The following is a 23,844-nucleotide window of genomic DNA, read 5'->3' on the forward strand; positions in this document are numbered from 1 at the left end:
TCAGTTGGGCAGAGAACCGGCCAGCACCAGGGCGAACACGAAGGTGAACACGGCAAAGCCCTCGACGATCGCTGCGGGCGCCAGCGAGAGGCCGAAGACTTCCGGCTTGTGCTTGGAGGCATCGATGGCGCTGACCAGACAGCGGCCCTGATAGAGGCCATTGAGCAGCATGGCGATGCCGGCCAGCAGCCCGATGGCCGCCAGGCCGGCAGCGTTTTCCGGCGTCACGTCGCGATTGAGGGTGAACATGATGACGATGCCCAGAATCGCCTGGGTCGACGGCATGGCGGCAATACCGATGTACTTGCCGTATCCGCTCTCGATATCGAGCATGGCCCCCGCGGCGGCCTGCCCCGCCAGGGTACAGCCGATCGAACTGCCGATCGTGCCCAATGCCACCGGGGCATAGATTCCCATCCATCCGAGCAACAGAATCACTTGATCCACGTGGACTCCTCCTTGTTGGCGAACGCACGATAGGGTCGGCCTTCGCCATGTACCCCCCAGCGCAGAAACTCGATCAGGTTCAGGCGCAGGCCATGCACCACACCGCCCATCAGGGCCAGTGCGAAGTTGAGCCCGTGCCCCAGCAACAGAATCAGCAGGAAGGCCAGCGTGCCGCCTCCATCCAGGCCGTCACGCGCCTGCACCGCCAGATGATTGAAGGTGACAGCCATGGAGGCGCTCGACAGCCCCAGGGCGAACAGGCGCATGTAGCTCAGCGCATTGCCGAAGGCCTGTGCCAGCTCGCCCAGCGACGTCAGTCCCCGCATGAAGTGCATCAGGCGATGGCGCCAGCTATCGAAGGGTCCATCGCCCGAGAACCCCAGCACCAACAGCACGCCCAGTATCAGCCCATAGGTCCAGGGGATGCCGGGCAGCGGCGCGGGAACGGGCTGTTGTGTCGCACGCCAGGTTAGGAAACCACTGGCCAGAATGAGCACCCAGCCGATATAACCCAGTGCGCGCCAGCGCGTCCTGACATTCCAGGCCGCCAGACCATTGGCCAGCATCAGATGCAGCACCCCGACACCGATCGATAACGTCATCATGTTCTGGAAATCTTCCATGTCGAGCAGGTGCAAGCTGCCCAACCATGAACCCGGCGGTGGCGTAACGCCAAAATAGCTGCCGACGACCACGCCGTAGACCAGCGCCGCACCGCTCATGGCCAGCCCCAGGCCAGTCAGCCGTCGGCCAACGCGAGAGGCACCCCAGCGGCGGCGCGCCAGCCAACAGGCCAGCCCGACCACCAGGGCATAACCGGCGTCGGCCAGGATGACCGCGAAGAACAGCACGAACGAGAAGAACACCATCAGCGAGGGGTCCCAACTGCGATAGCCCGGCAACTGAAAGAACTTCAACGCTTCCTCGCCTCCAGCCCCCCACTCGGGATTCTCGAGCAATACCGGCGGTTCTTCCCGTGGTGCCGGCGGGCCATGGACCACCGCGAGGCGACTTTCATCGCACAGCGCCTCCAACTGCGCCACAGCCGCCTCGGGCACCCAGACATCCAGCAGGAACAAGGCATCGTCATCCCGCGTCACCATCTCCACGCGCCCCAGCTCATCGGCATTGCTGGCCGCCGCGACACGGCTGGCCAGGAAGTGGATCCACTGGGTCAGCAGATAACGCTCGGCCTCGAGCTGTTCCAGCGACGTCTCGAGAGCCGCTTCTTCCTCGCGTATGGACTTGAGCGACAAGCCTCCGGTATGGGAACGCTCGAAGGGCACCTGCTCGGCCGGAGGCTCAGTGGGCGAGATCACCACCAGATAGAGATGGCGATGGTCACGATTGACCACCATCCTGGGAAGCTCGATGGCCTCGATGGCATGGCGCTGGCTCAACGGCACCAGATAGAACCACAGCCGCTGCCCGCCAATCTCCTCGAGCGGCGTGAACTCGAATTCGCCCCAGGGCGCCAGCTCGGCACGGTGGCGATGAAGCAGGGTGCGGCGATCATGAAGCCGTTCCCGTCGGCTGCGGTTGTGTTCGATCTCATCGAGCAGAGCCCCGAGCTCCGGTCGCTCCTCCAGCCGATGAAGGCGTCGACGCAGCGGACAGTCCAGAAGGTACTCCAGCGCCTCCAGCAGTCGTACATGATCGCGGTGGGGCTCGCCACTGCTGACCTGGCCGGTATCGACATGCACGAGACCGAGCTCCTGCAGTCGCGACAGAACCCGGTGCTTGTCCTCGCGCCTGCCGATCAGGGTGGCCCGGCGCATGGCGACGATGGTCATTCTGCGGATCCCCCTGAGGCTGGACCGGCTGGGGCGTGTTTCTGCTTGGCCAGCTTCGAGCGCACCACGGCCGCCCGTTCCTGATCGGCCAGATATAGATCGATGCGAGCGATCTGCTTGTCCACGGTGGGAATCATCACCTTGGAGAACAGGTTCACCCGCTGTGTCACCGTGCGGCTGGCTTCTTCGAGCAACGCCAGCCGGCGCGACACCACCTGACGTTCGATCCGCAATCGCAGCATGGCTTCGCTGCGCTCGATCAACTGTGTCATCCAATGTGCCTCGCTCAACAGCCCATACGCCTGACGCTCGATCTCGATACCCTCGAGTCGAGGCAGTACGACACCGACGAGGTTCTCCTCGACGACCCGGATCTCGCTGACCTCGAGCGGAACCTCGGGCAGCGGCCCCTCATCGGCCAGCATCGACAACTCCACACCCACTTCCTCGAGCAGGTCCGCCATCCGGCGCTCGATCTCGCCCAGGCTGGCCCTGGCCCGCTTGCGCAGCATCAGGAGCATGCGCTGTTTCATTTCCAGCGCCGGCAGATAGCGCTGGTAGAGCTTGCGCTGCTGCTTAAGACGGCTTAGCGAGCTCTTGTTCAGCGTCGGCGTTCGTGTCCACATGATCGGGCCAGTAGGTCTCCTTCATTGATTGCTTGATGACGATCTCGTCGCGCGAGAAGCATTCGGCAAGCAGTGCCCAGCAGGCATCCAGCGCCGCCTCCAGCGGCATACGGACGTTCAGGTCCATGAATCTCTCGCGGAAGCGGCGCGCAAAGCGCAGCAGCTTGTGATCGAAGGGAGAGAGTTCGAAGGCCATGGCCTGCTTCTGTTCGGCTTCGATACCTTCGGCGTAGTAACGGATCATGGTGTTCATGATCTGGCCATGATCCTCGCGCGTCTGCTTGCCGATCACATGCTGCTTGAGTCGCGACAGGGAGCCGAAGGGATCCAGAACCCCATCGTGGAGGTAGAACTGCCCCTCGGTGATGTAGCCGGTGTTGTCGGGAACCGGGTGGGTGACGTCGCCGCCGGGCATGGTGGTCACGGCGAGAATGGTGACCGACCCCGCTCCCTTGAAGTCGCAGGCCTTTTCGTAACGACGCGCGAGCTGCGAGTACAGATCGCCCATGTAGCCCCGGTTGGACGGTATGTGCTCCATGGCAATGCCGAGTTCCTTGAGAGCATCGGCAAAGGCGGTCATGTCGGAGAGCAGCACCAGGACCCGTTTGCCCTCTTCCACCGCCAGGCGCTCGGCCACCGCCAGCGCCAGATCGGGAATCATGGTGCGCTCGACCACCGGATCGGAGGCCAGGTTGGCAAACATCACGCTGCGCGACAGTATCCCGGCATCCTCGAAGGCCTTGCGAAAGGTATGGAAGTCGTCATAGATCAAGCCGATACCCCCGAAGACCACGACATCGGCATCGGCCTGGACGGCGATTCTCGAGAGCAGCGCATTGTGCGGCTCCCCCGCCACCGAAAAGATCGGGATCTTCTGGCTCTCCACCAGACAGTTGAAGACATCGATCATCGGAATATCGGTACGAATCATGCGGGAGGCCAGGATGCGGGCCATCGGATTGACGGTGGGTCCGCTGATCTCGACCCTGGGATCCTCTTCCAGAGCAGGACCGAAATCCATCGCCTGCCCGGAGCCGTTGAAGACCCGACCGAAGATATTGGTCGAATAGATCGCCTGCATCATCTCGCCGAGAAAGCGCACCTGCGCCCGGTTGGACAGCCCCTGGGTCCCGGTAAAGACCTTCAACGAAACCCTCTCGCGATCGATACGCGCCACCTGCGCCAGCGAAAAGGGCCGACCATCCTGCTCGACCATCGCCAGTTCCTGATTCCGCGGCACGATCCCCAACCGCCGGGCGATACTGGCATCAACCTCGACGATATCCCCCACGATGGAGAGAATGCCGCGAAAGGATGTCGATGCTCGTGTCATGTAGAAGGTCCCTCCCTGATACCGCTGTCGCCTGTCTAGTTTCCCTGACGGTAGCCGATCTCGCGTATCGAGGTGGAAATTCGGGTACCGGCGTCCTCCCCGGCGACGATCGCCCCAATATCTTCCAGCGAGCCGATGACGGCCGTCTTGCCGGCATGACGCGCAAAGCGGCAAGCCGCCTCGACCTTGGGCCCCATGGAGCCGGCGGCAAACTCGAATTCGTCCATCATGTCCGGCGATGCGGTGGCGATGGCGCGTTGAGTCGGCTGTCCCCAATCGAGATAGACGGCATCCACGTCCGTGGCAATCACCAGCAGGTCGGCATCGAGCTGCTGAGCCAACAGCGCGGAACACAGATCCTTGTCGATAACGGCTTCCACGCCCACCAGACGCCCGCTCTCGTCATGCACCGTGGGGATGCCGCCACCGCCGGCACAGATGACGATGGTGCCCTGCTCGAGCAACCACTTGACCGGTCGAATCTCGAAGATGTGCTTGGGCTCGGGGCTCGGAACCACACGACGGAACTTGTCGCCATCCGGGCGGATGCTCCACCCTTTCTCGCTCGCCAGGCGCTCGGCCTCTTCCCGGCTATATACGGGACCGATCGGTTTGGTGGGCGACTGAAACGCCGGATCCTCGGCATCCACCTCCACCTGCGTCAACAAAGTGGCGAAGGGCTGTTCGAACGGCAGCAGGTTGCCCAGTTCCTGCTCGATCACGTAGCCGATCATGCCTTCGGTCTGGGCACCCAGCACATCCAGCGGATAAGGGCTGACATCCGTGTAGGCGGCACTCTGCAGGGCCAACAGGCCGACCTGGGGGCCATTGCCATGTGCAATGACCAACTCATTGCCTTCCACGACGCGAGCGATCTGCTCACAGGCGGCTCGGACATTCCCTCGCTGAGCCTCGGCCGTCATGGCCTCGCCGCGTCGCAACAGGGCATTGCCCCCTAGAGCGATGACAATTCGCACTTGTTATCTCCTTGAAGGAACCACGTTTTCCTTCCCTCGAGCCCATCCCCCATTACCTCGAAGAGACAGGCTCACCTCGGCCGCGGACACGCGCTTCCACAGTCAGCCCAGCGAAGAGACCAGCACCGCCTTGATGCTATGCATGCGATTCTCGGCCTGCTCGAAGGCAATGCAGGCGGGAGATTCGAAGACGTCCTCGGTGACTTCAATGCCATTGGCCAGATCCGGATACTGCTCGGCAATCTGCTTGCCGACCTTGGTCTCGGTATTGTGAAAGGCCGGCAGGCAATGCATGAACTTCACGCGGGGATTGCCGCTCTGTTCCAGCAGGGCGCTGTTGACCTGGTAGGGCAATAGCTGTGAGATCCGCTCGCCCCAGGCTTCCACCGGCTCGCCCATGGAGACCCAGACATCGGTATGAATGAAGTCGACGCCCTTCACGGCTTCGCTCGCATCCTCGGTCAGGGTGATACGTGCGCCACTTTCGGCGGCGAAGCGCTGGCAAAGATCGACATGCTCCTGGTGCGGCCAGAGCGCCTTGGGGGCGGCGATTCGCACGTCCATGCCCAGCTTGGCTCCCACCAGGAGCAATGAGTTGCCCATGTTGTTACGCGCATCGCCCAGGTAGGCGTAGGCAATTTCATGCAGCGGCTTGTCGCTGTATTCGATCATGGTCATCACGTCGGCCAGCATCTGGGTCGGGTGGTACTCGTCGGTCAGGCCGTTGTAGACCGGAACCCCGGCATACTCGGCCAGCTCTTCGACGATCTGCTGGCTGAAGCCACGATACTCGATGGCGTCATAGAAGCGCCCCAATACCCGGGCCGTGTCCTTCATGCTCTCCTTGTGACCGATCTGCGACGAATTCGGGTCGATGTAGGTCACATTGGCGCCCTGATCATAGGCCGCCACCTCAAAGGCACAGCGGGTTCGAGTCGACGTCTTCTCGAAGATCAAGGCGATGTTCTTGCCTGTCAGCCGACGCTGCTCCGTACCCGAATATTTGGCCCGCTTGAGATCGCGTGACAGATCGAGCAGATAGCGAAGCTCCCGTTCGGAGTGACTCGCCAGGCTCAGCAGGTGGCGATTGTGCAGGTTGAAAGCCATGTCAGGATTTCCTCGTTCAGTAGTCGATGGGATCGCGCACGATCGGACAGGTCATGCAGTGGCCTCCGCCGCGCCCTCGGCCCAGCTCGCTGGCACTGATCGTGATGACTTCCACCCCTGCCTTGCGCAGCAAGGTATTGGTCGAGACGTTACGGTCGTAGCCGATCACCACACCGGGCTTCAACGCCACCACATTGTTGCCGTCATCCCACTGCTCGCGCTCCGAGGCATAGACATCGCCGCCCGTTTCGACGACCCGCAACTCCTCGAGCCCCAGTGCCTCGGCAACGACCTTGAGGAAACCGCCCGGCTCGTGCCGCAGATCGATGCCGCCAGGCTTGGACTCGTCCGGCCGCAGGCTGAAAGGCACGATGCTCTGCACCACTTCGGGATAGATGGTGACCAGGTCGTAGTCGCAGAAGCTGAAGACCGTATCCAGATGCATGGCAGCACGGGACTTGGGCAATCCGGCGACGATGATGCGCTCGACCTCGCCACTCTCGAACAGGTTCTGGGCCAGTTGGCCGATGGCCTGCCGGGACGAACGTTCTCCCATGCCGATCAGCACCACACCATTACCGATGGGCATGACATCGCCCCCTTCCAGTGTGGCGGCGCCATGATCCTTGTCCGGATCGCCGTACCAGATCCGGAAGTCGGCCTTGGTGAACTCGGGATGGAAACGATAGATGGCGGCCGTGAGCAGGGTTTCCTGACGTCGTGCCGGCCAGAACATGGGGTTCAGGGAAACGCCACCGTAAATCCAGCAGGAGGTGTCGCGAGTGAACAGGGTGTTGGGCAGGGGCGGCAGGATGAAGCTGGAATGCCCCAGGTACTCGCGGAACATCCGGCTTATTTCGCCACCATGGGTGCCGGCCAGATCATTGCCGGAAACGCCACCGATCAGAAACTCGGCGATCTGTCTGGGAGGCAGGGATTCGAGCCAGGCGCGCACTTCCCGCTGCATGCCCACTCCCACGAGATCGGGAGTCAACTTGCGATCCAGAATCCAGGCCAGCGCCTCGGGGTTCTGGGCCACCTCGGCCAGCATGTTGTGCATTTCCAGCACTTCCACGCCATGCTCCCGCATCTTGGTGACGAAATCGAAATGATCGCGCTTGGCCTGGTTGACCCACATCACATCATCGAACAACAGATCGTCGCAGTTGCTTGGCGTCAGACGTTGATGTGCCAGGCCGGGCGAACAGACCATGACCTTGCGCAGCTTTCCTGCTTCCGAATGGACGCCATACTTGGGTTTTTCCGCCGACATGACACTCTCCCATTATCGGTTTGCTTCTCTAACTCGAAGGATTTTCGAGAACTTGGCCGGCAACGCCTCAAAGCGTCAGCATGCCGCTGTACAGGCCATATATCGCCGCGGCGGCACCAATCAGCACGGCCAGGAAAATCAGCTTTTCGATGCCGGTGAAGATCGTGGCACCGACCTCCCGCTTGGCCTTGGCGAAGAGCAACGCCCCCGGCGCATACAGCAGTGCCGAAAGCAATATGTATTGGATGCCGCTGGCATAGACCAGCCAGATGGCATACAGCGTGGCGATCAGCGCGATGATCAGGTCACTGCGGCGTTTTCCGGGCTGCGTTTCATAGCTCTCTCCCTTGCCCGCCAGCAGCAGTCCATAAGCCGCCGACCAGAAATAAGGCACCAGAATCATCGAGGTGGCGAGGTAGAACAGGCTCAGGTAGGTCGACTCATTGAACAGTGTGATGATCAGGAACAACTGAATCAGACCGTTGGACAACCAGAGCGCATTGACAGGGACCCCGTTGCCGTTCTGCTTGCGCAGGAAGGCCGGCATGGTGTGATCCGAAGCAGTGGTGTAGAGAATCTCGGCGCACAGCAGCGTCCATGACAGCAATGCCCCCGCCAGCGATACGACAAGCCCGACGCCGATGAGGATGGCCCCCCAGCGGCCGACGACATGCTCCAGCACACCTGCCATCGAGGGATTGCTGAGACTGGCCAGCTGGGGCTGCGACATGACGCCCATCGACAGCACATTGACCAGCACCAGCATCAGCAGCACGAACAAAAAGCCCGTCACGGTGGCCCGTCCGACATCCCGACGCTTCTCGGCTCGGGCCGAGAAGACACTGGCCCCCTCGATGCCGATGAAGACCCAGACGGTGACCAGCATCATGTTACGCACCTGGTCCGCCACACTGCCCATGTCCAGCTCAGCGTGGCCCCAGAAATCCTGCGTGAAGAGACCGACGTCGAATGAAATGGCGGTGATCACGATGAACAGCACCAGCGGTACCAGCTTGGCTATCGTCGTGATCAGGTTGATGAAGGCCGCTTCCTTGATGCCCCTCAGTACCAGGAAGTGCACGCCCCAGAGCAATAGCGAGGCGCACACGATGGCGGTCAAGGTGTTTCCTTCTCCGAATATCGGGAAGAATATTCCCAAGGTACTGAACAGCAGCACGAAATAACTGACGTTGCCCAACCAGGCACTCATCCAGTACCCCCAGGCCGAGGAAAAGCCCATGTAGTCGCCAAACCCCGCCTTGGCATAGGCATAAATACCGCCATCCAGCTCCGGCTTACGGTTGGCCAGAGTTTGGAACACGAAGGCAAGCGTCAACATGCCGACAGCCGTAATGGCCCAGCCGATCAATACGGCGCCGGCTCCCGCACTGACCGCCATGTTTTGAGGCAATGAAAAAATCCCGCCACCAATCATGGAACCGACGACCAACGCCGTCAAAGCACTGAATCCCAACTTCGCCATGACCCCTTCTCCTGTCCTGGTATCTCTTCTTCAATACCACTTAATGGATACGGCCAATACCACTTAATGGATACCAATAGCCAATACAAACCGAGCCTGCCGACGGAATGGCTACAGGATGATTAAACGTTAGTATTAGAGGATATTTCCAGATATGTCAAATGATGAACATAAAAATAAAATTGCAACAAAATCATCACGATATAAAAACAACAAACCTTACCTTGTTTCTATCCTCGCGGCATCGCTGCCAGAAAAATCATTTGTCCATTACCTGACAGAAACTCTCAAGATACGACATGGTCAGATTTTCATACTGCAGCCCAATTCAAGACTTCAACGCCCCAAAATTGCACTGCCATTGATCAAAATCATGCACCGCATTGGTTCAAGAAATGACTTCGATTCGCTATGGTCATGGGAAATGTCTATGGAGGCATACGCTGACAAAATGCCAAGTAATTTATCGTGAGAACGAATGAAAAGGAGCTCTCAGCATGATCGAATGGATTAGCCAGCACAGCAGTTTTCTGCAGGTTGTCACGAGTGTCGCGACACTTATGGTGTGGATTTTCTATGCGCAAATGTTGATGGCGGGATACATCCGGCAACGCCGGCCCAAGGTCGTCATCAACCAGGTCATGGGGCTGTCGATGAAGGGGCGTTGCCTGATCAGCAACATGAGCGCCGAGCACATCCATATCGAGTCGGCCCATGCCCGCTTGCATAGCCGCGAGGGAGTCAGATGCTGCACGGTGTCGGAAATGGAGCGAGAGGAAGACGAAGCAACTCCCGCATCGTTGCAGGGCGGCACCCTGCAAGGTCCGTTGTCATCGGGAGGTTATATCGATGCCGGCGAGATCCGGCACCTGGTGAACCGTGCGCGACAGGCCCCCATAGAGGACCGCTCGACGCTGTGCCGCGACGGGGATGCCCCTTATGTGCTCGAGCTTCTCGTGCTGTATATCTACAGCTCGGCCCCCGGCATCATGGGCGCCAGCCGCCAGTTCGTGTTCGATGACGATGGCCAGGCGACACCGGCCCACCTGGAGACACGGCAGCATCGCAACTGGTTCGATCGCAGGAGGATGTCGGCGCTCTATCGCACCTATCTGGACCGCTAGGGTCTGTATGAAAAGTGCCTCGTCGACTTTGCGTACAAGACCTGATGCCGAGGTGGAGTCGACATGACGCTTCTACTGCATTGACGCCGCCGGGTTCAAACATAATGATGGTGGCGGGCGACAATGTCGGGTGTCGGAGGACACTCCCCCACCAGCTCAGCTTCATCACCGAGGGATAGAAATGGACATCATCCGCATCATTCTTGCCATCATCCTGCCGCCCGTGGGCGTCTTTCTCCAGGTCGGCTTCGGCCTGCACTTCTGGGTGAACATCCTGTTGACGATCCTGGGCTATATCCCGGGCATCGTGCATGCGGTCTGGATCATCGCCAAGCGATAGCAGAAAACGACCGCGGCCCCTTCCAAGGGGCCGCGGTCGTTTCATCAAGACGGGGGTTCCGGCGAACCTTCTCGCTCCGGTTGCCGACGCAAGTTCTTGGTCCAGCGTTGCTTGGCATACTTGCGCAGATTGGCCACATTGTCGGTTTCATCGACGATGTCCTGCCCGATGATCGTCTCGATCACATCCTCCAGACTGATCAGCCCTAACCAGGTGCCTCGGTCATCGTAGACGACACAAAGATGATGCTTGTCGGCCACCATCATCGTGAACACTCGCTCGACACTATCCTCGGCGGCCACCGACTTGATCGGGTGCATCAGCGACTTCAGGGTCGCCTCGGCGTCGGCCTGACAGGTATCCGCCTTGTGTACATAGCCCATGGCTCGTTCACCGCCATCCATGACGGGAAAGCGCGTGAAGGCGGCATCTCCCAGGGTCTCGTTGAACTCGGCCACGGTCATCTGCGGCTTGACGGCCATGCATACAGTACGTGGCGTCATCACGCTGCGCACGTCGATCTCATGGAGGTTGAGGATATTGGTGATCACCCGGGCCTCATCGGCATCCAGCGCCTGCGCCTCATGTCCGATCTGCGCCAGCGCCTTGATTTCGCCGCGCATGTCGGTGTCATCGACTTCCCGGGAAATGCGTCGCGTGATGAGCTCGGAGAGCCAGACGAAGGGTTTGAGCAGCCAGACCATTCCCTCCAGCACCGGCGCGGTGAACCCCGTCAGCGGACGCCAGTAGGTGGCACCGATGGTCTTGGGAATGATCTCGGACAGCACCAGAATGAGCAGCGTCATCATCGCCGAGGCCACGCCCAGCCAGGCCTCACCGAACACCACTGTGACCTGCGCCCCCACCCCCGTGGCCCCGACGGTGTGAGCCACGGTATTGAGCGTCAGGATCGCCGACAACGGCTGGTCGATGTTCTGTTTCAAGCGTGACAACCGTCGATGCAACCTGGGCCGGGAGTCGCGCAGTTGCGCCACATAGCTTGGCGTCATGGATAAAAGTGCTGCCTCGAGCAGCGAACAGAGAAAGGAAATGCCGATGGCAACAAGGGCAAAGAGAGTCAGCAGTATCATGAGGCCTCGAAGGAAATGTCACCGCAACACCACCGGATGGGGCCGATCAATCATCTCCCATCCCTCATGGCCAGGCAATGGACCAAGAGCCCCGGAAATGTGACATTCGTTGACGGGAGACACGCAATACCGACATGGACAGTGCCACCTCGGTCGGCCAGACTAATCTCGCCAATCGCTGATATGGCAAGCCTACGTCAACGGATCAGGAGGATCGTATGGGCATCATTTCTTGGATCATCTTTGGCCTCATCGCCGGTATCGCGGCCAAATTCCTCATGCCAGGCAAGGATGGCGGGGGCATCATCCTGACGTGCATCCTGGGCATCGTCGGCGCCGTGGTGGGTGGCTGGGTCAGCACTCTGCTGGGCATGGGCCAGGTGGATGGCTTCAATATCGGCAGCTTCGTGATCGCCATCATCGGTGCACTGGTAGTGCTCTTCATCTACAACAAGGTCGTCAAGTAGGACCACCCGAGGCCGGCCAATGCCGGCCTCTTCTTTCAGCTTCCAGCGAACGTTCTTCAGTAGAGTCTCAGCCCCACCTGGGTCACCCGATTGCCCTCCATCTCACTGACCACCCAGTGAATACCGTGCCAGTCGACATCGTCGCCCACCACCGGATGCCCACCCACGCGTAGCGAGAGGAAGTCCGCCAGCGTCATGTCCTGTTCTCCAGGGCTGAGCGTCAACCCGTAGGCATCGGCGATATCGCCCATGAGCACCTCGCCGGAGAAGGTGAAGGTGCCGAAGAAGGCCTTCTCGCGGCGCAGCCTGGCGTCACCATTGAACAGCTTGTTGAGCGCCGGCAAGTCATCGGTACGCCCGATCACGCAGAGCACATCGCCCCGACGCAATTGGGTAGAGCCCTTGGGGTGCAACATCACGCCATCACGGAACAACGAGGCGATCAAGGCGCCGGAAGGAAAACGCAGCAACCGAATCGGCACGTCCTCGAGATCACTGTTCTCCACTTCATAGACGAACATCTCGAAATCGTTTTCGGCCTGAATGCCCAAGGGCCCACGCCGGTTGGGCGTGACCATGGGCGGCAGCAGCACCCGCATGCGCCGGGCCATCCATGGCAGGGTTCCTCCCTGGATGAGCAGCGACAGCAACACCACCGCGAAAGCGACATTGAAGTACAAAGAGGCATTCTCGACCCCGCCGATCACCGGGAAGATCGCCAGCACGATCGGCACCGCTCCTCGCAGCCCCACCCAGGCGATGAAGACGACTTCACGCCAGCGGAAACGAAAGAATGGCTTGATGGAAATCAGCACGGCCAGCGGCCGCGCCACGAAGATCAACGCCAGCGCCACCAGGGTGGCGGGAAAGGCGTATTCGAGCATCTCGCTGGGCGTGACCAACAGCCCAAGCACCAGGAACAGGCCAATCTGGCTCAACCAGGCCAAGCCATCGTGCACCGGCAGAATGAAGTTGAGATGCCGCCCCGGTCGATTGCCGATCATCAAGCCGGTGAGATAGATCGCCAGGAAACCGCTCCCGCCCAGGGCACTGGTGACACCGAAGACACAGAAGCCAAGCGCCAGCGCCAGCAACGAATAGAGACCGGGCTCCAGGTCCAGCCAGCTCAACAGGCGTCCGGCGACCCAACCGGCCCCGATGCCGATGACGATGCCCAGGCCGAACTGCTGAACGAAGAACAGCCCGGTCTCCCAGACGCCACCGATATCGCCGGCCAATGTCTCCACCAGCATCAGTGTCAGGAAGATGGCCATCGGGTCGTTGGTGCCCGACTCGATTTCCAGCGTCGCGCCAACCCGCTCATTGAGGTTGATGCCTCGCCCGCCGAGCATCGAGAACACTGCCGCCGCATCGGTGGAGCCGACGATGGCCCCGACCAGCAATCCCTGCAGCGGCGTCAGATCGAAGACCAGCATGGCGATGCCGCCTACCAGGCCGCTGGTCAGCAAGACCCCCAGAGTCGCCAGGCTCAAGGCCGGCTTGAAACCGACGCGGAACGTCTTCAGTCGAGTACGCAGGCCGCCATCCAGAAGAATCATCGCCAGGGCGAGATGGCCAATCACAAAGGCCAGTGCATAGTCATCGAACTGGATCCCCAGGACGCCTTCTTCGCCGGCCAGCATGCCAAGGCCGAGAAAGATCAGCAGCAATGGCACTCCTACCAGCGTCGACAGCCGGCTGGCGAGAATACTCAAGGCAATGAGAAAACCACTGAGCAGAAAAAGGGTATTGATCGAATCCATGCGCCCTACCCTGGGAGATGAAAATTGATTGTCTCATGACCATCTATCATGCCGCGATGCCGGCCCAACCGATACTGGCCAGGCACCGGCCGGCGCCGATAGACTAGCGTGGATCGCTCGCGCTCAGGGGAATCGAGCACGAAGGCTTCTCGGCTCGATGCCGTCATTCCCCGACTGCCTGGTCGAACCACTGACCAGAACGGCAAAGCCGAGCCGCCTATTACGCTGGAGTCACTGCCATGTCCTCACTTCGCCGGTCGCTACTGGCGCTGGGCCCCCTGCTGCTTGCCGGTATGAGCCTGCTCGCCCCTTCATTCGCCATGGGGAACGAAGAAGGTGATACCACCGAGCCACGCTACCCGCCACTGAATACCGAGGTCATGGTGCCCGATCTCCCGCCGGCACCGGTCGATCCGCTGGTACGCTACCAAGGCTTGCCCAGTGGCCCGGCAGTGGACACGCCGTCGCAGCCCATTGCACCAGCCATTGCCATGGGGCCGCCGGAGCCCATCGCACCGCCGCCGGTCGATCACCTGGAGGTTGCGCTGGATTGGTACCCCAGCCCGCGACACGCAGCGCTATACATCGCAAAGGCCCTCGACATGTTCGAGCATCGGGGTCTCGACGTTCGCCTCTCGACCCCTGCCGACCCGGAAGTGCCGACCAAGCTGCTGGCCGACTCCCGGGTCGACCTGGCGCTGACCCGTCAGCCCCTGCTGCATCTGCAAGTCGACCAAGGCATGCCGCTGGTGCGCGTCGCCACACTGGTGGGAGTTCCGCTGACCGCCCTGGTCGTCAGGCGCGACACGGGCATCGAGTCACCCGCACAACTGGAAGGAGCCCGTGTCGGTCACGCCGATCAGGACGCGGAACGGATCCTGCTGCCCGCCATGCTCGCCGATCACGACGTTTCCATGGACAGTATCGATACCCCGAACGTTCACTACCGGATGGAACAGGCCATGCTCGAAGGACGCGTGGATGCCATCATCGGCGGCATGCGCCACCTGCTGCCCCGGGCGCTGGCCAACGATGGCCTGCCCACACGCAGCTTCGCGGTGGAGCAGCACGGCATGCCGCGACACGACGGCCTGATCCTGGTGGCCAATCGCAACGAGCTGAAACGGCAACGCTCGGCCATTCGGCGCTTCGTATCGGCCCTGGAGGAAGCCACGGCATGGATCCTCGAGCATCCCGACGAAAGCTGGCGGCGGCTCGTCGTCACCGAACCCACCCTGGACACTCCCCTCAACCGCGACGCCTGGCCGGAGATACGGGCCCGCCTGACCCAGACCCCCAGTGCCTTGAGCCAGGGACGCTATCGGGATGTCGAGCGATTTCTCTTCGAGGCCGGCCTGGTGACGGAGCGCCATCCCGTCTCGCGGCTCGCCGTGGACATCAGCGAGCCTTGATCAACTCACTTCATCGAGAAAGCGATTGACCGCCTCCTGAAACGCCTCGGGCTGTTCGGCATGCAGCCAATGGCCGGCCTCCAGGGTCACCAGTTCGGCATCGGGCAAGACACGGCGCAACGCCGGCAGCATCTCGTCGGTGACATACTGCGAGCGCGAGCCACGCACCACCAGTGTCGGCCCTTCGAAGGCCCCCTCGCCGGCCGGCGCTGCCATGATGGCGTCGTAATCGCCCTCGATCTCGTCGAGGCCGATTCGCAGGCGTAGCCCACCTTGCTCGCCACGCTCCAGGTTGGTGGCCAGAAACAGCCGAGTGGAGCGCTCATCGACATGCTCGGCAAGCAGGGCATCGGCCTCGCCGCGGGTCGTCGGCGCCCCGCTCTCGAGATGTCGCAGGCCGGCGAAGATGGCGTCGTGATCATGGCCATAAGCCTGAGGGGCGATATCGGCAACGATCAGCGACGCCACTCGTGACGGCGCGAGTCGCGCCACGCTGATCACTACCTTGCCGCCCATCGAATGGCCCAGCAGATGGGCCTTTTGCACATCGAGCCGATCCAGCAGCGCCATCAGATCCTCGGCCATCGCCTCGTAACCCATGCCCTCGACATGGGGCGAGCGACCATGATTGCGCAGATCGACAGCAATCACCCGCCGGGAGTCACGCCACTTCTTGATATGCGAGCGCCAGTTGTCGGCACTGCCCAGCAGGCCATGGACCACCACCAACGGCACCCCCTCGCCACCGGTATCGATATGATTGAGCTCGACGGGCATCGTGGTCTCTCCTTATGCACAAACGGGTGAATTCAAGAGCGGGCGCGGGCCTGTTCGGGAGTCAGATCCTGGCCTCCGGTCATGGTCACCAGGCGACGCGTCAACCAGCCGAGCAGCACACCGTACAGCGGCAGGAACAGCGCCAGGCTGATGCCGAGCTTGATGGCGTAGTCCACCCAGGCGATCTCGGGCCAGTTGGCGGCCATGAACGGGTCTGGACTGCGATGGAAGGCGATCGAGAAGAACGCAAAGGTATCAGCCAGGTTACCGAACAGCGTGGACATCGCCGGCGCCACCCACCAGGTGCCCAGGCGACGCAGCCGATCGAACACCGTGACATCCAGCAACTGCCCGACGACATAGGCCATGAAGCTGGCCAGCGCAATGCGTGCCACGAACAGATCCCATTGCGCCAGGGCCTCGAAACCGGCGAAACCGCCGCGGGGAAATACCACCGACACGCCATAGGACACCAGCAGGGCCGGGAACATCACCCGGAAGATGATGGCACGGGCCGGTTCCTTGCCGAAAAGCCGTACCGTCAGGTCGGTGGCAAGGAAGATGAAGGGAAAGCTGAAAGCGCCCCAGGTGGTATGCAGGCCGAACAGGCTGAACGGCAACTGGACGAGATAGTTGCTGGCCGCGATGACCAGGATATGGAAGGCGACCAGCAGGGTCAGGCAACGACGGGTCTGGGCGGCGGATAAAACGAACATCGGGACAGCCTTTTTGGCAGGAGGGGTGAGGGAACCCTCATGGTGATGAGTGAACCGGGCGTGACGGCGTGGACGCGCGCATTATACGCACCCGCCGCCACCCGGCCAAATGCCCGATAACCCGCCACCTTCAGCATCATTCCATGCGCGCCCGTGCCGAATCACCGACATCGTGCTGTCGCATCGCATCCACAACCGATTCGAGGCCCGCCGGATCATCGATGGTCGATGGCACCCCGCAGGCCTGACCATCGGCGATATTGCGCAACAGCTTGCGCAGGATCTTGCCGGATCGTGTCTTCGGCAGCCGATCGACCACCAGCACCTGCCGGAAACAGGCGATCGGCCCGATCCATTCGCGTACCCGCTCGACCAGTTCGGCCTCGAGCGACGCCGTATCCCCCGTGAATCCATCCTTGAGGATGACCAGGCCCACCGGCACCTGCCCCTTGAGCGCGTCCTGAATACCGATGACCGCACATTCGGCTACGGCGGGGTGCCCACCGACCACCTCTTCCATCTCGCCCGTGGACAGGCGGTGTCCCGCCACATTGATCACGTCATCGGTGCGGCCCATGATGAACAGATAACCGTCTTCATCGACATAGCCCCCGTCGCCGGTCAGATAGTAGCCCGGAAAAGCCGCCATGTAGGCCGAGTGGAAGCGCCCGGCATCCCGCCAGATTCCGGTCAGGCAGCCAGGCGGCATGGGCTCCTTGATCACCACGGCCCCCTGCTCCTGCGCCATGGCGCGTCTTCCTTCGTGGTCCAGCACCTGAACATTGAAGCCCGGCACGGGCACCGTCGCCGATCCCGCCTTGACCGGCATCGGCTCCAGCCCCAGAAGATTCGCGGCCACGGGCCAACCCGTCTCGGTCTGCCACCAGTGATCGATCACCGGCACATCGAGCCTTTCCTGGAGCCAGTAGAAGGTCGGTGGATCCAGGCGCTCCCCGGCCAGGAACAGCGACTCGAGACACGACAGGTCATGATGGGCAAGCCACTTGCCCTCCGGGTCCTCCTTCTTGATGGCCCGGAAGGCGGTCGGCGCGGTGAAGAAGCTCTTTACCCGATATTCGGCGATCAACCGCCAGAAAGCGCCCGCATCCGGCGTTCGCACCGGCTTGCCCTCGTACACCAGCGTGGTGCAGCCACGCAGCAATGGCGCATAGACAATATAGGAGTGACCGACCACCCAGCCGACATCCGAGGCCGAGAAGAACACCTCGCCCGGCGCCATGTCGTAGACCCGCTCCATCGAATAGTGCAGCGCCACGCCGTATCCCCCGGTGTCGCGGACCACGCCCTTGGGCCTGCCGGTGGTTCCCGAGGTATACAGGATATAAAGCGGATCGGTGGCCTTGACCGGCACGCACTCCGTCGGCTCGGCTGCCGCCTCGAGGGTCTCCCAGTCGTGGTCACCTTCACCGAGTTCGGCGACATGCGAGTCGCGCTGCAGCAGCACGCAGGCGGCCGGCTTGTGAGCGCTGCGAGCCAGCGCCTCGTCGACGATGGGCTTGTAGGGCACGACTCGCTCGATCTCGACCCCACAGGAGGCCGTCACGATGACTCGCGGTTCGGCATCCTCGATACGAACCGCCAGCTCATGGGGCGCGAAACCGCCGAACACCACCGAATGCACGGCCCCGAGACGAGCGCAGGCAAGCATGGCGATCAATGCCTCGGGCACCATCGGCATGTAGATCACCACCCGATCCCCATATGCCACGCCCTGCCCGCGCAGCGCTCCGGCGAAACGCGCCACTCGGTCCTGCAACTGACGATAGGTCAGGGTCCGTTTGTGGCCGGTGACCGGCGAATCCCAATGAACCGCCGCCTGTTCTCCCCGCCCCTGCTCGACGTGATGATCCAGCGCGGCATGACACAGGTTGAGCTCCCCGTCCTCGTACCAGCGTGCATGTCCCTGATCGTCGTATCGCAGGATGGTCCGCGGCGGCGTGAACCAGGGCAACCGAGCAGCCTGCTCGGCCCAGAAGGCTTCAGGATCATCAATGGAGCGGCGAAACTCGTCTTGATAACGCTGCATGCGGCACCACCTCTCGTTTCGTGCGCGGCTATCGTTGTTCTGTCGATTGTTGACACCCTAGAACAACATTGCCCCGAAAGTCCTCAGACCATCGGCTAGGATTCGACAAAAGAACGAAACTTGCCGAGAAGATTGTCGACAAAAACCGTAGAGGGGGAGCTTCCAGCCGCCGAACCAGACATTAAGTCAGCGTTGAATCGCGACTGTTCCAGCCCGTGGACTATAGTGAAAGCAAACTAGTTGAGTAATGCCTGAATCAGAAAATCGAGGTGACAATGGCATCCGGTGGAGGGTTGCCTGACGACCCATGAAGACCCGGTGACCGGCGAGGGAGACTGCGGCATTGGGCTCGCTAGCTCAAGGGGATACATCATGACCAACGCTCAGCGCCAGGCGAAGCGCCTGCTGGATGGGGGCGATACGGCAGTCGAGCAGGCAAGCTCGCTACTCAAGGCAATGGCCAACGACAATCGCCTGCGGATCCTCTGTCTGCTGGTCGGCGCGGAATTTTCCGTCACCGAACTCAACCAGCGGCTCGCCCTCAGTCAGTCCGCTCTGTCCCAGCATCTCGCGATACTGCGCCGGGAGGAACTGGTCGCTACCCGGCGCGCCTCGCAGACGATCTACTATTCGCTCCACGGGGAGCGTGCCGGCACCATCATCGAAGCGCTCGGCAAGCTGGGCCTATGACGCCCAGCCCGCCCCTCAGCGTTTCTGCCAGAGACTGGCATCGAGCGCTTCCACGCCCCGCTCGACACTGCGCTCGATGCCCTGCGATACCGACAGGCCGAGACGCTCGGCAAGCCCGCGCCGCGCCTGGATGCTCAGGGCGATGACCCTGGCATCATTCATGCGCTCGGCAAGATAGGCCTCGCTGGTCCCGATTTCGTCGATCAGCCCCCGGGGCAGTGCCTCGGTACCGTGCCAGGCCTCGCCGGTGGCTACCGCTTCGATATCCAGCCCCGGCCGACGCTCGGCGACATAACGCTTGAACAGGTCATGCACGGTATCCAGCTCGGCCAGAAACTTCTGCCGTCCTTCCTCGGTATTTTCGCCGAACACCGTCAGGGTCCGCTTGTAGTGCCCTGCGGTGAGAACCTCCACGTCGATGTCATGGCGCTTGAGCAGACGATGGACATTCGGCAACTGCGCGACCACCCCGATCGACCCCAGGACGGCAAAGGGCGCGGCGCGCAACCGATCGGCGCAGCACGCCATCAGATAGCCTCCGCTGGCCGCTACCTTGTCGACGCACACCGTGGTCGACAGCCCCGCCTGTCGCAACCGATCCATCTCGGCGGCGGCATGGCCATAGGCATGCACCAGACCGCCCGCCGATTCCAGGCGCACGACCACTTCATCACCCTGCTCCGCGGCGTCCAGCACAGCGGAGACTTCCTCGGCCAGCTTGCCGGTGGCGCTGGCCTTGAGGTCGCCATGAAAGTCCAGGACCCAGACCGTGGGGCGAGGCGCATCGCCTTGCTTGCCCCGCGACTTGTCGTCGCGACGAAACGACTTCGCCAATCGCTTGCGCACCGACGGCTCGCTGGACGCCAGGCGCAGACGCCGCGAACGCCGTCGACGCCGGGCATTGAGCTCTTCCAGCCTGATCTGGCTGCGCTCCTCGCCGCCACCGGAACGAGCCCTCACGACCATTACCAGCGCCAGGGCAACGACCACGGCCACGATCAGCAACTGGGCCAGGAACATACCGAGTTCACTCAACCATTCATTCACGATGCGACTCCTATGTATATTTCGCCCACATGCTGACGTCAGTCGTCATGATGGCTCAAGCCGGCTTGATTAAAACAAGCGTTTTAAATACGCTGACATCACTTTTCGACACCATGACCCAAGGGATCCCCACGATGTCCACCTTCGACAAGCTGCACGCCCGTTTCGACGCCCAGGCCGCCCAGGGCATGGACGACATCTTCCAGTTCCACTTCAGCGACGCCGAGGATCACTACCTCAAGATCCAGGACGGCGAACTCGAGATCTGCGCCGGCGAGCACGAGGATCCTTCGGTCAGCCTGAGCCTGAGCACCGAGACCCTGAAGGGCATCATGTCCGGAGAGGTCAACGGCATGACCGCCTTCATGACCGGCAAGCTGAAGGCCTCCGGCAATGTCATGCTGGCCACCAAACTGACCAGCCTGTTTCCCGCCGGCTGAGACTCAGGCGCCCCAATCGTTGCCCGAGGTCTCGTCCCGGACACCCACCTCGGCGAGGTGGGTGTCGATCAAGGCGCGAGAGATGGAATACGACGGTGGCAGCTTGGGCAAATGTCTGGGCGAGAACCAGGCGGCATCGCTGATTTCCACGCCATCGATGCGAATCCGCCGGCTCGCCGCTTCGGCAAAATAGCCCAGCATCAGCGAGTGTGGAAACGGCCAGGCCTGGCTCTGGAAATAGCGTAGCCGCCCCAGTGCCACACCCACTTCTTCCTCGACCTCGCGACGCACCGCCTCCTCGGCGGACTCGCCCGGCTCGATGAACCCAGCCAGGGTCGAATACCGACCAGCGGGGAAGCGCGGACTCCGCGCCAGCAACATCGACTCCCCATGAGTCACCAGAGTGATGATGCACGGCGAGATGCGCGGGTAGTTGCGCTGACCGCACTGTGCGCACTGCATGGCAAATTCGCTGCCGAGGCGCGATGACGGCGCTCCACAGCGGCCGCAAAACCGATGATTGCGCAACCAGGCACCCACTTGCAGCGCCGTGGATACCAGGGAAAACCAGTCACCGGGCAGTCGGTCCAGCCAATCGCGGCCTTCCAGCCAGTCCTCACCGGCCCGCTGTTCCAGGGACAGCCCCACCGGCTCGCCCCGCCACCAGCACAGCGGTTGCACATCCGGGTGCCAATTGGTCGGCGGCTGCAAGGGCCCGCCATCCGGGCCGGGCGCGATACGCCCCTCGGCAAGCCGGATCAGACGCCCCGCCGACGCATCATGGGGCAGCTCGCGCCTGAGCATCAGCGACTCTCTCCCGGCGCTCCGGGCCACCCTTCCAGACCATCCCAGCGGCACTCTCCAGAGGCCTCACGGATGCCGGCCAGCTTGTCGCGATGCGCCTGCCATTCCGCCTCGTCCGGCTGGCGCACGCGAAGCTGGCCCGGTGACAACGACAGCCGTCGAATACGCAGACCGCCACCGTTGTCGGCCTGCTCGGTGTCGTCACCGGCGGATGCATCCAACGACAGCGCGGTCTGTCCCCCGGTCATCGCCAGATAGACATCGGCGAGGATCTCGGCGTCCAGCAGGGCGCCGTGGAGCACGCGGTGGCCGTTCTGGATCTCGTAACGCTTGCAGAGCGCATCCAGGTTGTTGCGCTGGCCGGGATGCTTGTCCCGGGCCAACTGGAGCGTATCCAGGATGCGGCAATGCTCGGCCACCGGGCCCAGCACCGGCCCGCCTCGCGCCTCGTTGAGCCTGGCGAACTCGTGATCGATGAAGCCCACATCGAAGGGCGCGTTGTGAATGACCAACTCGGCGCCTTTGATGAAGGCCCAGAAGGCGTCGGCCACCTCGGCGAATACCGGCTCGTCGGCCACCTTCTCGTTGGTGATGCCGTGGACTTCCACGGCCTCGGCCTCGATATCGCGCTCGGGATTGATGTACTGGTGGTAGGTGTTACCGGTCAATCGACGATTGACCATTTCCACCGCCCCGATCTCGATCAGGCGATGGCCCTCGCGGGGATCGATGCCGGTGGTCTCGGTATCCAGAATGATCTGACGCATGTCGTGTCTCGTGCTCGCTGCTCGGCGTTGGGAAAAGCGGCGCCTCAGGCGCCGGCCTGCATCTCGTCGATCGCCTCGTTGGCCAGGGCATCGGCTCGTTCATTGCCCGGGTGGCCGCTATGTCCCTTGACCCAGTGCCACTCGACGCTATGACGCTTTGATTGCTCGTGCAGGTCGCGCCACAACTCGGCATTCTTGACGGGCTTGCGCGAGGCGGTCTTCCAGTCACGCTTGATCCAGCCGTGTATCCATTCCGTGATGCCCCGCCGCAGGTATTCGGAATCGGTCCACAGCGCGACCCGACAGGGCCGCTTGAGGGCCCGCAACGCCATGATGGCGGCCATCAGCTCCATGCGGTTGTTGGTGGTCTTGGCCTCGGCGCCCTTGAGGGCCTTCTCGTGCTCGCCGCTGACCAGCAAGGCTCCCCAGCCACCCGGCCCCGGGTTGCCTCGACAGGCCCCGTCGGTGTAGATCGTCACATCGCTCAATGCCACCTGGGGCGGTTCGTCATTCACCCTCTTTCACCTTCTTGTCCGATTGTCGCCCGATCCGCGTAGCGCCGCCCAGGGCGGAACCGGGCAGCGGCGGTGCAAAGGACACCTTCCCGCGCCGGGGCTGGGCCAGTTGAGAACGGCGCCGGGCATGGATCATGTAGCAGTCGCCCAGCGGCAGGTTATGCCGCCGCCCGACGGTCTCCAGCACGGCATTGCGCGCCAGTCCGCCGGGCAGGCGAAAGCCGCAGTAGTCTACCCGGTGCGTCTCGAAGTCGACAAACGTCAACCAGTCGCGCAAGCGGGCCGGACTGCGCCAACGGCCTCGACCGGGAAAATGGCGGCGCCGTTCGGGCCACAGCCGCGCCCCACCCGCGATACCGAACGGCGACCAGGCGAACAGCACCAGGTGGCCTTCATCCGCCGTGACCCTGGCCGCCTCCTGCAGCACATGATGAGGGTTCGGCAATACCTCGAGAAGATGATGCACGACCACCAGGCTCAGGCAGCCATCGGGCAATGGCAGGGCATCGGGCGGACACACCAGGGTCGATGGCACCTCGACGAGTTCCTCCGTCGGCGACCAGCGTATCGAATGGTGTACCGGACACATGTCCGTCAGCGCAGGACCGAAACCGAGTTCCAGGGCATGAGGGCCGAACCAGCGTTCGCACAGCGGCCCGATGCAGGCTCGCTCGGCACGCCAGATGGCCTGCCCCGAGGCACTGGCCCAGTAACGGCGCCCTTCGTCGGCCAATCGCGCCAGTGCCATCGCCTCCCGCGAATTTGACATGATCCGCTCTTCTCTCCACAGTTTGCACTTTTTACG

Annotated in this window: 24 protein-coding genes and 1 pseudogene; 7 read left to right on the plus strand and 18 right to left on the minus strand. The window is 62.1% G+C overall.

The window, feature by feature from the left end:
• From HELO_RS09235 to arcD, 8 genes are all read right to left on the minus strand, one after another.
• A complete protein-coding gene (locus tag HELO_RS09235) occupies nucleotides 1–447 on the minus strand; it encodes an ATP synthase subunit C (RefSeq protein WP_013332426.1) in 447 nt (148 codons plus the stop codon).
• The gene (locus HELO_RS09240) at nucleotides 435–2,240 is read right to left on the minus strand and encodes a V-type ATP synthase subunit I (RefSeq protein ID WP_013332427.1); all 1,806 of its coding nucleotides are present in this window, start codon (nucleotides 2,238–2,240) and stop codon (nucleotides 435–437) included. Before HELO_RS09240 ends, HELO_RS09235 begins: the two co-directional genes overlap by 13 nt.
• Complete coding sequence (locus HELO_RS09245) at nucleotides 2,237–2,866, minus strand: V-type ATP synthase subunit D (RefSeq protein WP_013332428.1); 630 nt, start codon at nucleotides 2,864–2,866, stop codon at nucleotides 2,237–2,239. The genes HELO_RS09240 and HELO_RS09245 overlap by 4 nt, the downstream gene beginning before the upstream one ends.
• Nucleotides 2,817–4,199 (minus strand): V-type ATP synthase subunit B, encoded by a 1,383-nt coding sequence (locus HELO_RS09250; RefSeq protein ID WP_013332429.1) that lies wholly within the window; start codon nucleotides 4,197–4,199, stop codon nucleotides 2,817–2,819. Before HELO_RS09250 ends, HELO_RS09245 begins: the two co-directional genes overlap by 50 nt.
• 35 nt (nucleotides 4,200–4,234) lie before the next feature.
• Entirely contained in the window at nucleotides 4,235–5,176 is a 942-nt protein-coding gene (gene arcC, locus HELO_RS09255) for a carbamate kinase (RefSeq protein ID WP_013332430.1), read from the minus strand.
• A 102-nt stretch (nucleotides 5,177–5,278) separates the two neighbouring features.
• Nucleotides 5,279–6,283: an ornithine carbamoyltransferase gene (locus HELO_RS09260; protein WP_013332431.1), complete on the minus strand. Its 1,005-nt coding sequence runs from the start codon at nucleotides 6,281–6,283 to the stop codon at nucleotides 5,279–5,281.
• Nucleotides 6,284–6,299: 16 nt separating this feature from the next.
• A complete protein-coding gene (arcA, locus tag HELO_RS09265; RefSeq protein WP_013332432.1) occupies nucleotides 6,300–7,556 on the minus strand; it encodes an arginine deiminase in 1,257 nt (418 codons plus the stop codon).
• Nucleotides 7,557–7,623: 67 nt separating this feature from the next.
• Nucleotides 7,624–9,039, minus strand: a complete 1,416-nt coding sequence (gene arcD, locus HELO_RS09270; protein ID WP_013332433.1) for an arginine-ornithine antiporter — start codon at nucleotides 9,037–9,039, stop codon at nucleotides 7,624–7,626.
• A gap of 154 nt (nucleotides 9,040–9,193) precedes the next feature.
• On the opposite strand from arcD, the gene HELO_RS19165 reads away from it, so the two are divergent.
• The 3 genes from HELO_RS19165 to HELO_RS09280 all read left to right on the plus strand — a co-directional run bounded on the left by HELO_RS19165 (nucleotide 9,194) and on the right by HELO_RS09280 (nucleotide 10,503).
• Nucleotides 9,194–9,511 (plus strand): hypothetical protein, encoded by a 318-nt coding sequence (locus HELO_RS19165; RefSeq protein ID WP_157953416.1) that lies wholly within the window; start codon nucleotides 9,194–9,196, stop codon nucleotides 9,509–9,511.
• A gap of 25 nt (nucleotides 9,512–9,536) precedes the next feature.
• Nucleotides 9,537–10,163: a hypothetical protein gene (locus HELO_RS09275; RefSeq protein WP_013332434.1), complete on the plus strand. Its 627-nt coding sequence runs from the start codon at nucleotides 9,537–9,539 to the stop codon at nucleotides 10,161–10,163.
• A 181-nt stretch (nucleotides 10,164–10,344) separates the two neighbouring features.
• Nucleotides 10,345–10,503, plus strand: a complete 159-nt coding sequence (locus HELO_RS09280; protein ID WP_013332435.1) for a YqaE/Pmp3 family membrane protein — start codon at nucleotides 10,345–10,347, stop codon at nucleotides 10,501–10,503.
• Between the two features lie 44 nt (nucleotides 10,504–10,547).
• Here the strand turns inward: HELO_RS09280 and HELO_RS09285 are convergent, their stop codons facing one another.
• Nucleotides 10,548–11,594, minus strand: coding sequence for a CNNM domain-containing protein (locus HELO_RS09285; RefSeq protein ID WP_013332436.1), 1,047 nt, complete (start codon nucleotides 11,592–11,594; stop codon nucleotides 10,548–10,550).
• A gap of 218 nt (nucleotides 11,595–11,812) precedes the next feature.
• Here HELO_RS09285 and HELO_RS09290 point away from each other — a divergent pair, with 218 nt between their 5' ends.
• The gene (locus HELO_RS09290) at nucleotides 11,813–12,061 is read left to right on the plus strand and encodes a GlsB/YeaQ/YmgE family stress response membrane protein (RefSeq protein WP_013332437.1); all 249 of its coding nucleotides are present in this window, start codon (nucleotides 11,813–11,815) and stop codon (nucleotides 12,059–12,061) included.
• A gap of 56 nt (nucleotides 12,062–12,117) precedes the next feature.
• Here the strand turns inward: HELO_RS09290 and HELO_RS09295 are convergent, their stop codons facing one another.
• Entirely contained in the window at nucleotides 12,118–13,824 is a 1,707-nt protein-coding gene (locus HELO_RS09295) for a potassium/proton antiporter (RefSeq protein WP_013332438.1), read from the minus strand.
• 239 nt (nucleotides 13,825–14,063) lie between these two features.
• Here HELO_RS09295 and HELO_RS09300 point away from each other — a divergent pair, with 239 nt between their 5' ends.
• Nucleotides 14,064–15,236, plus strand: a complete 1,173-nt coding sequence (locus HELO_RS09300) for an ABC transporter substrate-binding protein (protein ID WP_013332439.1) — start codon at nucleotides 14,064–14,066, stop codon at nucleotides 15,234–15,236.
• Here HELO_RS09300 and HELO_RS09305 read toward each other — a convergent pair whose 3' ends face one another.
• The 3 genes and pseudogenes from HELO_RS09305 to HELO_RS09315 all read right to left on the minus strand — a co-directional run.
• Nucleotides 15,237–16,013: an alpha/beta fold hydrolase gene (locus tag HELO_RS09305; protein ID WP_013332440.1), complete on the minus strand. Its 777-nt coding sequence runs from the start codon at nucleotides 16,011–16,013 to the stop codon at nucleotides 15,237–15,239.
• A 32-nt stretch (nucleotides 16,014–16,045) separates the two neighbouring features.
• Nucleotides 16,046–16,729, minus strand: a complete 684-nt coding sequence (locus HELO_RS09310; protein WP_013332441.1) for a 7-cyano-7-deazaguanine/7-aminomethyl-7-deazaguanine transporter — start codon at nucleotides 16,727–16,729, stop codon at nucleotides 16,046–16,048.
• Nucleotides 16,730–16,865: 136 nt separating this feature from the next.
• Nucleotides 16,866–18,797, minus strand: a pseudogene (locus HELO_RS09315) (propionyl-CoA synthetase); the annotation flags it as partial.
• A gap of 351 nt (nucleotides 18,798–19,148) precedes the next feature.
• On the opposite strand from HELO_RS09315, the gene HELO_RS09320 reads away from it, so the two are divergent.
• Complete coding sequence (locus HELO_RS09320; protein WP_013332443.1) at nucleotides 19,149–19,466, plus strand: ArsR/SmtB family transcription factor; 318 nt, start codon at nucleotides 19,149–19,151, stop codon at nucleotides 19,464–19,466.
• Between the two features lie 15 nt (nucleotides 19,467–19,481).
• On the opposite strand, the gene sohB is transcribed toward HELO_RS09320, so the two are convergent.
• Entirely contained in the window at nucleotides 19,482–20,513 is a 1,032-nt protein-coding gene (gene sohB / locus HELO_RS09325; protein WP_013332444.1) for a protease SohB, read from the minus strand.
• Nucleotides 20,514–20,626: 113 nt separating this feature from the next.
• On the opposite strand from sohB, the gene HELO_RS09330 reads away from it, so the two are divergent.
• Nucleotides 20,627–20,953 carry an SCP2 sterol-binding domain-containing protein gene (locus tag HELO_RS09330; RefSeq protein ID WP_041602050.1) on the plus strand — a complete coding sequence of 109 codons (327 nt, stop codon included), beginning with the start codon at nucleotides 20,627–20,629 and terminating at the stop codon, nucleotides 20,951–20,953.
• A gap of 3 nt (nucleotides 20,954–20,956) precedes the next feature.
• Here HELO_RS09330 and nudC read toward each other — a convergent pair whose 3' ends face one another.
• From nudC to HELO_RS09350, 4 genes are read right to left on the minus strand one after another with little or no spacing between them, the layout of a single operon-like run.
• Nucleotides 20,957–21,757 (minus strand): NAD(+) diphosphatase, encoded by an 801-nt coding sequence (gene nudC / locus HELO_RS09335; protein ID WP_013332446.1) that lies wholly within the window; start codon nucleotides 21,755–21,757, stop codon nucleotides 20,957–20,959.
• Nucleotides 21,757–22,524: a DNA polymerase III subunit epsilon gene (dnaQ, locus tag HELO_RS09340; RefSeq protein WP_013332447.1), complete on the minus strand. Its 768-nt coding sequence runs from the start codon at nucleotides 22,522–22,524 to the stop codon at nucleotides 21,757–21,759. The genes nudC and dnaQ overlap by 1 nt, the downstream gene beginning before the upstream one ends.
• 44 nt (nucleotides 22,525–22,568) lie before the next feature.
• Nucleotides 22,569–23,039 (minus strand): ribonuclease HI, encoded by a 471-nt coding sequence (gene rnhA, locus HELO_RS09345; protein WP_013332448.1) that lies wholly within the window; start codon nucleotides 23,037–23,039, stop codon nucleotides 22,569–22,571.
• Complete coding sequence (locus tag HELO_RS09350; protein WP_013332449.1) at nucleotides 23,032–23,808, minus strand: class I SAM-dependent methyltransferase; 777 nt, start codon at nucleotides 23,806–23,808, stop codon at nucleotides 23,032–23,034. Before HELO_RS09350 ends, rnhA begins: the two co-directional genes overlap by 8 nt.
• Between the last annotated feature and the right edge of the window lie 36 nt (nucleotides 23,809–23,844).

Source organism: Halomonas elongata DSM 2581 (assembly GCF_000196875.2).
GTDB classification, from domain to species: domain Bacteria; phylum Pseudomonadota; class Gammaproteobacteria; order Pseudomonadales; family Halomonadaceae; genus Halomonas; species Halomonas elongata.

Excerpts from the sequence above, each read along its gene's own strand:
- HELO_RS09330 (WP_041602050.1), top strand. The coding sequence starts at position 20,627 with ATGACCCAAGGGATCCCCACGATGTCCACCTTCGACAAGCTGCACGCC.
- HELO_RS09250 (WP_013332429.1), bottom strand. The coding sequence starts at position 4,199 with ATGACACGAGCATCGACATCCTTTCGCGGCATTCTCTCCATCGTGGGG.
- arcD (WP_013332433.1), bottom strand. The coding sequence starts at position 9,039 with ATGGCGAAGTTGGGATTCAGTGCTTTGACGGCGTTGGTCGTCGGTTCC.
- HELO_RS09275 (WP_013332434.1), top strand. The coding sequence starts at position 9,537 with ATGATCGAATGGATTAGCCAGCACAGCAGTTTTCTGCAGGTTGTCACG.
- HELO_RS09305 (WP_013332440.1), bottom strand. The coding sequence starts at position 16,013 with ATGCCCGTCGAGCTCAATCATATCGATACCGGTGGCGAGGGGGTGCCG.
- HELO_RS09295 (WP_013332438.1), bottom strand. The coding sequence starts at position 13,824 with ATGGATTCGATCAATACCCTTTTTCTGCTCAGTGGTTTTCTCATTGCC.
- dnaQ (WP_013332447.1), bottom strand. The coding sequence starts at position 22,524 with ATGCGTCAGATCATTCTGGATACCGAGACCACCGGCATCGATCCCCGC.
- HELO_RS09285 (WP_013332436.1), bottom strand. The coding sequence starts at position 11,594 with ATGATACTGCTGACTCTCTTTGCCCTTGTTGCCATCGGCATTTCCTTT.
- HELO_RS09240 (WP_013332427.1), bottom strand. The coding sequence starts at position 2,240 with ATGACCATCGTCGCCATGCGCCGGGCCACCCTGATCGGCAGGCGCGAG.
- nudC (WP_013332446.1), bottom strand. The coding sequence starts at position 21,757 with ATGCTCAGGCGCGAGCTGCCCCATGATGCGTCGGCGGGGCGTCTGATC.
- HELO_RS09290 (WP_013332437.1), top strand. The coding sequence starts at position 11,813 with ATGGGCATCATTTCTTGGATCATCTTTGGCCTCATCGCCGGTATCGCG.
- HELO_RS09280 (WP_013332435.1), top strand. The coding sequence starts at position 10,345 with ATGGACATCATCCGCATCATTCTTGCCATCATCCTGCCGCCCGTGGGC.
- HELO_RS09260 (WP_013332431.1), bottom strand. The coding sequence starts at position 6,283 with ATGGCTTTCAACCTGCACAATCGCCACCTGCTGAGCCTGGCGAGTCAC.
- arcA (WP_013332432.1), bottom strand. The coding sequence starts at position 7,556 with ATGTCGGCGGAAAAACCCAAGTATGGCGTCCATTCGGAAGCAGGAAAG.
- HELO_RS09350 (WP_013332449.1), bottom strand. The coding sequence starts at position 23,808 with ATGTCAAATTCGCGGGAGGCGATGGCACTGGCGCGATTGGCCGACGAA.
- HELO_RS09300 (WP_013332439.1), top strand. The coding sequence starts at position 14,064 with ATGTCCTCACTTCGCCGGTCGCTACTGGCGCTGGGCCCCCTGCTGCTT.
- HELO_RS19165 (WP_157953416.1), top strand. The coding sequence starts at position 9,194 with ATGTCAAATGATGAACATAAAAATAAAATTGCAACAAAATCATCACGA.
- HELO_RS09245 (WP_013332428.1), bottom strand. The coding sequence starts at position 2,866 with ATGTGGACACGAACGCCGACGCTGAACAAGAGCTCGCTAAGCCGTCTT.
- HELO_RS09310 (WP_013332441.1), bottom strand. The coding sequence starts at position 16,729 with ATGTTCGTTTTATCCGCCGCCCAGACCCGTCGTTGCCTGACCCTGCTG.
- HELO_RS09320 (WP_013332443.1), top strand. The coding sequence starts at position 19,149 with ATGACCAACGCTCAGCGCCAGGCGAAGCGCCTGCTGGATGGGGGCGAT.